This is a genomic window from Granulosicoccus antarcticus IMCC3135 (assembly GCF_002215215.1).
Classification (GTDB): Bacteria; Pseudomonadota; Gammaproteobacteria; order Granulosicoccales; family Granulosicoccaceae; genus Granulosicoccus; species Granulosicoccus antarcticus.
This window is the reverse complement of sequence record NZ_CP018632.1, coordinates 4,222,826-4,230,526: the sequence shown is the minus strand read 5'-3', so window position 1 is coordinate 4,230,526 and position 7,701 is coordinate 4,222,826. Positions and strand designations below refer to the sequence as shown.

The 7,701-nt window shown below is 52.6% G+C and carries 7 protein-coding genes; 6 read left to right on the top strand and 1 reads right to left on the bottom strand.

Annotated features, from left to right (window positions below):
- Positions 1-70: 70 nt before the first annotated feature.
- From IMCC3135_RS18335 to IMCC3135_RS18310, 6 genes are all read left to right on the top strand, one after another.
- A complete protein-coding gene (locus IMCC3135_RS18335; protein ID WP_088918925.1) occupies positions 71-1,312 on the top strand; it encodes an MFS transporter in 1,242 nt (413 codons plus the stop codon).
- Positions 1,313-1,516: 204 nt separating this feature from the next.
- Complete coding sequence (locus tag IMCC3135_RS18330; protein WP_088918924.1) at positions 1,517-2,188, top strand: GntR family transcriptional regulator; 672 nt, start codon at positions 1,517-1,519, stop codon at positions 2,186-2,188.
- Positions 2,189-2,191: 3 nt separating this feature from the next.
- Complete coding sequence (locus IMCC3135_RS18325) at positions 2,192-3,343, top strand: enolase C-terminal domain-like protein (protein WP_088918923.1); 1,152 nt, start codon at positions 2,192-2,194, stop codon at positions 3,341-3,343.
- An 88-nt stretch (positions 3,344-3,431) separates the two neighbouring features.
- Positions 3,432-4,394 (top strand): Bug family tripartite tricarboxylate transporter substrate binding protein, encoded by a 963-nt coding sequence (locus IMCC3135_RS18320; protein WP_088918922.1) that lies wholly within the window; start codon positions 3,432-3,434, stop codon positions 4,392-4,394.
- A gap of 45 nt (positions 4,395-4,439) precedes the next feature.
- The gene (locus IMCC3135_RS18315; protein WP_157736088.1) at positions 4,440-4,940 is read left to right on the top strand and encodes a tripartite tricarboxylate transporter TctB family protein; all 501 of its coding nucleotides are present in this window, start codon (positions 4,440-4,442) and stop codon (positions 4,938-4,940) included.
- Complete coding sequence (locus IMCC3135_RS18310) at positions 4,937-6,418, top strand: tripartite tricarboxylate transporter permease (protein WP_088918920.1); 1,482 nt, start codon at positions 4,937-4,939, stop codon at positions 6,416-6,418. The genes IMCC3135_RS18315 and IMCC3135_RS18310 overlap by 4 nt, the downstream gene beginning before the upstream one ends.
- A 49-nt stretch (positions 6,419-6,467) precedes the next feature.
- On the opposite strand, the gene IMCC3135_RS18305 is transcribed toward IMCC3135_RS18310, so the two are convergent.
- Positions 6,468-7,652: a BaiN/RdsA family NAD(P)/FAD-dependent oxidoreductase gene (locus tag IMCC3135_RS18305; protein WP_088918919.1), complete on the bottom strand. Its 1,185-nt coding sequence runs from the start codon at positions 7,650-7,652 to the stop codon at positions 6,468-6,470.
- Between the last annotated feature and the right edge of the window lie 49 nt (positions 7,653-7,701).

The window sequence follows — 7,701 nt, the reverse complement described above, 5'->3', positions numbered from 1 at the left end:
CTAATCCATAGCGTCCGCACAGTTGGTTTTCCATTGTTCATGCGGGCGACAATGAACCTTGCCTTTAGCTATGCCGAATGTGACGAAAGCCTGCGGTCGATCAACAAGCGAATTCGAATTCGTGGCGCTTTTCGCCTCTTTGACCTCACTAACGGCGCTGGCATTGTCGATGATGCTACCGGCTCTATCTGACATCGGTCGTACCTTCTCAGCCGAGCAGGACGTTCATAAAGTCGTCTCAACACTGGTTCTGGGTATGGTGTTCGGGGAACTGTTTTTTGGCCCGCTAGCGGATGCACGTGGTCGAAAGAGTGCGATCCTGATTGGTATCGCACTCTTCATTGCCGGCTCACTGATTGCAATGCTAGCCTCGTCACTGACGATGCTTTTGTTTGGCCGCCTGCTGCAAGGGATTGGTGTGGCTGGACCCAAGATCGGATCGCGTGCAGCGATTCGTGATCGCTACGCTGGTGGTGCCATGGCACGCACCATGTCTCTGATCATGACCGTACTGGTCTTGGTACCCATGCTCGCACCGGTACTCGGTGAGTGGGTTCTCGAGCTGGGTAGCTGGCGATTTCTTTTCGGGGCCTATGCTGGCCTGTCACTGCTTGCTGCACTATGGCTTTATTTTCGTCAGCCAGAGACGCTCGGGCAGGAAGATCGTTTGCCGTTCAGTGTCCGAGGGAGCTTTGTCGTGGCCCTGCGAATTCTGATGAACGCCAAGGTGCTGGCCTACACACTGGCGGCTGGGCTCCTGTTCGGCGCACAGCTGAGTTACTACGGTGTTGCACAGTCGATATTCTCGATCACATACCAACGTGCTGAGCTTTTCACAACGTTTTTCGCCTTGTTAGCCTTTGCTGTCGGTGCCGCCTCCTTGATCAATGCAAAGCTGGTGCTGCGTCTGGGAACAGCCTATCTGGCACGTACCGCAGTCATGGGGCTGGTGCTGTCGAGTGGCGTATTGCTTGTGTCCGCATTGCTCTCAAACGGCACACCACCGTTGTGGATATTTGTAGGACTCTGCGCTGGCTGTTTCTTCTGTATCGGCATTCTGTTCGGGAATCTGGGGGCAATGGCAATGGAGTCGCTTGGCGCAGTTGCTGGTATCGGAGCATCAATCATTGCATCAGTCTCCAGCCTCGTTGCCGTGCTTGTATCTAATGTCCTTGGAAGCTTTCACGATGAAACCTTGGTTCCACTGGGTATCTGTTTTGTGGCGGTGGGGATGGGCACACTGCTGCTCGTTGGGTTCGCTACACGGCGCGACGATGTGGAAGTCTTGCCATATCGCCCAGCTACCGCTTAGTCCTTGTTGCAACTCTGCAGCTTCGGCTGCGATTGGTCTAGAGGGGCGGCGGGGATGGATTGTGTTCGCTACGACGAGCAATCGATCGTGGCAGAATCAGAACTGGTATGCAAAACCCTTAATTTGATCAAATATATTGATATTAATTTTTCATTTGAATTCTGCGTGGTAGTATTTGATCAAATCGTAGTCTGATTACATCAAATGCGCCCCAAGTTAGACGTAGCAGAATGTATCCGTACCGATATCGTGGCTGGTCACCTGGTTTTTGGTGCTCGCGTCACTATCGACCAGTTAGCAACGCGATACAAGATCAGTCATATGCCCGTCCGGGAGGCGCTCAGACAGTTGGCAGGCGAAGGCATTCTGGTCCTTGAGCCCAACAAGGGCGCAACCGTACGTGAAATCAATACCGAATTCGTCAGTCAGATCATGGATATGCGAGCGGGTATCGAATCGCACCTGACGCGCCGAGCAGCACGTCGAGCCACAGCGACAGACATTACCTGTTTGCGTGAAATAGAAAGCGAGCTGGAAAGCGCTATTGAGCATAAGTTGTACGATGAGGTACTGGTTCACAATCAGCGATTTCACGGTTTGATCAACCAGGTTGCCGACAGTGTCGATGGCGCCAATATGGTTGATCGTCACTGGATGCTGATTACCGCGCTGTGGCGTGTACATGGCCATAGCGATGAACGATTTGCTGGAGTGGCGAGTGATCACCAACACCTGATTGCAGCGCTCGAATCGGGTGATGAAATGGCGGCCGAATTGCTGATGGGCGCTCATGTGATGAAATCCAAACAGATGCTGATCAAACGGATGCTTGCGGCTGATGCGCCTGTTGTCAATTCAGGAATGGCAGGAGGCTAGATCATGCTTATATTGAGTGCGCAAGAGCGCATACGACACATCGACGTGGTGACAACGCAGATATCAGCCAAGAGTTGCTGGATATTCATTACGGTGACAAGCTATTCAGGAGTAACGGGAGTTGCCGAGGCGACGCTGGAGAAGCATACCGCCAGGATGTGCGAGCTGATCAAGGCATCTGGTAGAACGTTGCTCGATAAGGATTTTTTGTCAGCTTACAAACAATGTACGCAATCACTGGCGGCCAGCATTATTGAAGCCACCTGTCTCTCTGCACTGGCCGGAGCGTTGCTTGATGCCAACGCACGTATTCATGGAGTCCCATTGGCGAAGGCACTGGGCGACGTGCAGCGCAATGCCGTGGATGTATATGCGAATATCAATCGCCGCACTGTCGATAGAAGTGCACTGTCCCATGCCAATAGTGCCAGAGATGCACTTCAGGCTGGACACCGTGCATTCAAGATTGCACCTTTTGACGAGATGTCTCCCGAACTCGATTCATCGCAATTTGCGGTGGCATTGGAGGCAGGTCTGTCTCGTATAGCCGCCATCAGAGATGCTGTCGGATTTGAACCAGATCTGATGGTTGATTGTCATTGGCGTTTCTCGCCAGGCAGACTGGATTCACTGGTGGCAGCACTAGCCGACTTGAAGCTCTATTGGCTTGAGTGCCCGATTGATGAATCATCCGACAACATGAAAGCACTGGCAGCCTGTCGTGAGATGTGTCGCCGCCATGGCATGTTGTTGGCTGGTGCCGAGACGGCCTGCGACTATGCCGATTTAGTACCCTTTATCGAATCGCATGCTTACGATGTGTTGATGCCAGATATCAGACACATCGGCGGCCCTGAAGCTCTTTCCATTTGCGGTAAAAAGCTGGCTGAAAACGATGTGCATTTTTCCCCTCATAATCCGGTAGGCCCCATCGCTGCTGTCGCCTCTCTGCATGTCTGTGCGGTATCAACGATAGCGCCACGCCTTGAAATGCAGTTTGACGAAAGCCCGTACTTCGATTCCCTGATAAAGCCATCTGTGGGTACTGTTATTGAAGGTCAATTGCGACTAGGAGATGGAGATGGGCTGGGAGTCAGCCTTGATGAAAAAATCATCGAATCGATGGAACAGGCTGATCGGATGAGCTGCGCTTGAGTCCTTGTTCAAATTTTCTGTAGTGAAGTTGTTCGACTGAAATACCCCTGTCGCTGAGTCGACAAACAAGAAAACCGGAGGAGACACCATGTTTCGTAAATCATTAATGGCGACACTGAGCGCCTCGTTTCTACTGCTTAGCGCCAGTACCGTCAGCGCCGCTGAATTTCCCTCAAAACCCATCAAGATCATTGTTCCAAATGGTGCTGGTGGATCTACCGACATTACTTCCAGACTGGTGGCGCAGGCATACACAAAGGAGCTGGGAACTGAGCTTGCCATTGTCAATATGGGCGGAGGCGGCACTTCAATTGGCGCGATGGAGGCGGCCAGTGCTAAACCAGACGGTTACACCTTGCTATCGACGCATGAGGCATTTCTGACATCATCAGCATTAGGCGTTAATACAATGGGTCCCGCCAGCGTCAGACCCATTGCGCAGGTAGCAAAAGAGGTCATTGTGCTAGCTGTACAAAAAGGTTCAGGCATGCATTCATTGGATGAGTTCTACTCGGCAGCTCAGAAAGACCATCCGGGCGATAGTTTGAACATTGGCATCAGTCCGGGTGCCGCCAATCATTTCTTTTCCTTGAATGTACTGTCGGCGATCGAACATGATGTGACTTTTGTGCCTACGGGTGGCGGTGCCGATACGCTCAAAGCCTTGTTGGGTGGTACGATCGATGCGGGTACGTTTGCAGTCTCCGAGTCGATAGAGGCTATCCGCAGTGGTGATGTTGTACCGATTGCGCTTTACAACGATGAACGACATCCTGATCTGCCTGATACACCGACAGCCAAGGAGTTAGGTTACGACATTAACGTGGGTCTTCACTATATCTGGTACGCACCTGCAGAAACACCCGATGATGTTGTTAGCATTCTGGCAGAGGCTATGACTAGAACGGTATCGGATGAGGCATTCAAGAATAATCTGATTGAACGTTCCATTACCCCTTCATTGTTGACGGGTACTGAGTTGGAAGAGGCCCTGGCTAGCCGTTACACACAGGTAGAAGAGCTGGCTATCAAGTATGTCGTAGGCCAGTAATCAATCAAGGTCATCAGGGTCTATCGTGACCAGAGGTAGATACACGTGAGCGTCAGATATCGGGAAAGTATTTTAGTCGCTATCAGTCTGGTCACCGCCATTCTGGTGTATTGGTCTGCTGATCAGATTCCTTCATCGCTTATGGCAAAAATCAGTGCCGGACTTGTGCCAAAAATGATCGCGACTAGTCTGGCATTGATTGCCTGTTTGCACCTCTTGCTGATATTCAAGAACCGCTCTGAGGATGCGGATGATGTCGGTGACAGCCCGGTATCGGCAGGCTCGGATGAAGGCATATCTGAAGGTGGAGTGTTTAGTCTGTGGCGGATGGTGACCAGCGCCGTATTGCTTGGGTTATTCATTCTGTGCCTGGATCAGGAGTGGCTCAGTTTCTGGTGGGCTGGCTGTCTGTTTACCGCATTCGGCATATTGCTGTTATCGGAGTTGTCTGTAAGGGCTGTGTTGATGGCAGTAACGGTCTCACTGGTTAGCGTCTCATTAGCGGTTCTGTTGTTTACCCGTGTATTTACAGTGATATTGCCATGATCAACGAGTTGAGCAGCTCCTTTTCCTACATGCTGGGGCTGGAGCCTTTCCTGTTCATTCTGATTGGTACCGTGTCTGGCATTGTCATCGGTGCCATTCCGGGTTTGAACGGCGCAATGCTGGTAGCCCTGACGCTCCCATTGACCTACGGCTGGGAGCCATTGCACGCAATCGCCATGCTGGTGGGGCAATATGTCGGCTCCATATCCGGAGGCCTGGTATCAGCCACTTTGCTGAACATCCCCGGAAGTCCTTCGAGCATGATGACAACCCTGGATGCCGCCCCGATGGCTCAGAAAGGGCGACCCCTGCGGGCCTTGCAGCTTGGTATTATTGCTTCGTTTGTCGGTGGTCTGGTCTCATGGCTGGCACTGGTTTTTCTATCGCCACCGTTAGCAAAGATTGCACTTAAATTCGGGCCTCATGAGTACTTTGCACTGGTTCTTGCAGCGCTTATGCTGATTTCCTCGCTTAGTGAAGGCTCCATGCTCAAAGCGCTGATGTCAGCGTGTATCGGAATGATCGTCGCATTGCCCGGCCTGGATACGATAACGGCTCAGCCGCGCATGACATTCGGTTTTCCACAGATGATGGCAGGCTTCAATTTACTGGCGGTGCTGCTGGGGATATTTGCGGTCACCCAACTGCTGACCGATGCTGGGCGCGAGCTTCGTCAAGCTGATCGGATACGGCTGGATATCAAGGAATCCTTTGTGTCGATGGCAGACATTTCCCGACAAGGATTCAATTTGTTGCGATCCTCTCTGATCGGAACCTGGATTGGCATATTGCCGGGAGTGGGCGGCTCTGTGGGCTCCATCGTCTCGTATGTCACAGCCAAGAACATGTCAGGCACGCCTGAGAATTTCGGTAAAGGTTGCGACGAAGGCGTGGTGGCCTCGGAAGCTGCCAATAATGCAACTGTTGGCGGGGCATTGATACCCATGATCACCATGGGGATACCGGGTTCGATCATTGACGTCATTCTCATTGCCGCACTGACCTTGCATAACATTCGTCCAGGGCCCCTGTTGTTTCAAAATAACGCGGACATCGTCTATGGCTTCATGAGCACTCTGATGATTGCCAATATTCTGATGCTGGTCGTAATGTTGTTCGGTATACGATTTCTGGCACGCTTGATTGATGTGCCCAGTAAATACCTGGTGCCGGTTTTGCTGGTCCTGTGTGTGGTGGGCGCCTTTGCCGTCAACAACCGCGTATTCGATGTCTGGGTCATGTTTGCTTTCGGGTTGCTTGGAATAGGGTTCAGATGGCTCAAGTTACCGATTGCGCCGTTTGTCATCGGGTTCATTCTGACGCCAATAGCCGAGACAAATTTCAGGACAGCCCTGATACTGAGTCGCAATGATCTGCTGGATTTTTTGACCCGTCCGGTTACCGCCGTTTTGCTGGCAATTTCGGTGTTGATACTGTTTCTTCCGTTGTTCCGGAAAGCAAAGCCGGGGAAGAGCTGAAGCGGTCTGTCTGTGATTCCTTTGCCGAGAGCGACAAACTATTCCTGAATCAGACAGCCTTTGCAGCAATCGCCGTTCCGGCCACCCAGCCTGAGGACCAGGCCCACTGAAAATTGTAGCCGCCTAGCCAGCCTGTCACATCAACGGACTCACCGATGAAGTAGAGGCCGGGAACCGATTTGGCTTCCATGGTTTTGGAGGACAGCTCATCGGTGTTGATGCCGCCAAGCGTCACCTCTGCGGTTCTGTAGCCCTCAGAGCCTGCGGGCTGTAACGGCCAGGTACTGAGTGCATCGCAGAGGGTTTGGAGTTGAGCATCGCTTTGATCCGCAATGTTGCCCTGCAAGTTCAGATCGTCTTTCAGAAAATCTACAAGACGGCCAGGCAGGTGCATAGACAGGATGTTGCTTAATGCTTTGCGGCCAGCCGTGCGTCGTGTCTCTTTCAAATCATCAAGCAAGTTGGCGCCTGGGATCAGATTGACTGTGATTCGTTCACCTTCCTGCCAATAACTTGAAATCTGCAGAACTGCTGGTCCGGACAGGCCTCGATGGGTGAACAGCATTGCCTCTTCGAAGCTGGTGTCGCCTGTGGTAACCCGGATCGGTGTTGCCACGCCTGCCAGTGGCTTGAACTTGTCGTCGCTGAAGGTCAGCGGAACCAGACCGGGGCGGGGGGTTATCACCTCGATGCCGAACTGTGAGGCAATCTGATAGGCAAGCCCGGTGGCTCCCATTTTGGGAATGGATTTGCCGCCCGTGGCCACAATCAGATTATTGGCAGTCACCTGGGTTTGCTTGCCGTCGCGAGTCAGAGTTACCCGAAAGCGTGTGCCGTCATGGCTGATGTCACCCACGTCGGTCTTGATCCAGAGCTGTGCACCTGCCTTGTCCATTTCTGCGTGGAGCATCGCAATGATGTCCTTGGCGCTATTGTCACAAAACAGCTGGCCGAGTGTCTTCTCATGCCAGGCAATGCCGTATTCGGACACCAGGCTGATAAAGTCCCAATGGGTGTATCGACTCAGGGCAGACTTTGCAAAATGCGGGTTTTGGCAAAGAAACTGCGCCGGAGTTGTGCCGGTATTGGTGAAATTGCACCGGCCCCCACCTGAGATACGAATCTTCTCCCCCGCAGCCTTGGCGTGATCAACAACCAGTACGCCGGGACCGGCGTGGGCAGCGGCCATCATGCCTGCGGCGCCGGCACCGAGGATAAGTGTGTTGATCTGCATGGGGCGGAGTCGGCCTGAGGTGGCGCTGGTTTGAGGAACTGGAGAGCGC

What these genes read in the sequence shown, in the direction of transcription:
- IMCC3135_RS18335 (WP_088918925.1), top strand. Translation starts at nt 71, where the DNA reads ATGCCGAATGTGACGAAAGCCTGCGGTCGATCAACAAGCGAATTCGAA.
- IMCC3135_RS18330 (WP_088918924.1), top strand. Translation starts at nt 1,517, where the DNA reads ATGCGCCCCAAGTTAGACGTAGCAGAATGTATCCGTACCGATATCGTG.
- IMCC3135_RS18325 (WP_088918923.1), top strand. Translation starts at nt 2,192, where the DNA reads ATGCTTATATTGAGTGCGCAAGAGCGCATACGACACATCGACGTGGTG.
- IMCC3135_RS18320 (WP_088918922.1), top strand. Translation starts at nt 3,432, where the DNA reads ATGTTTCGTAAATCATTAATGGCGACACTGAGCGCCTCGTTTCTACTG.
- IMCC3135_RS18310 (WP_088918920.1), top strand. Translation starts at nt 4,937, where the DNA reads ATGATCAACGAGTTGAGCAGCTCCTTTTCCTACATGCTGGGGCTGGAG.
- IMCC3135_RS18305 (WP_088918919.1), bottom strand. Translation starts at nt 7,652, where the DNA reads ATGCAGATCAACACACTTATCCTCGGTGCCGGCGCCGCAGGCATGATG.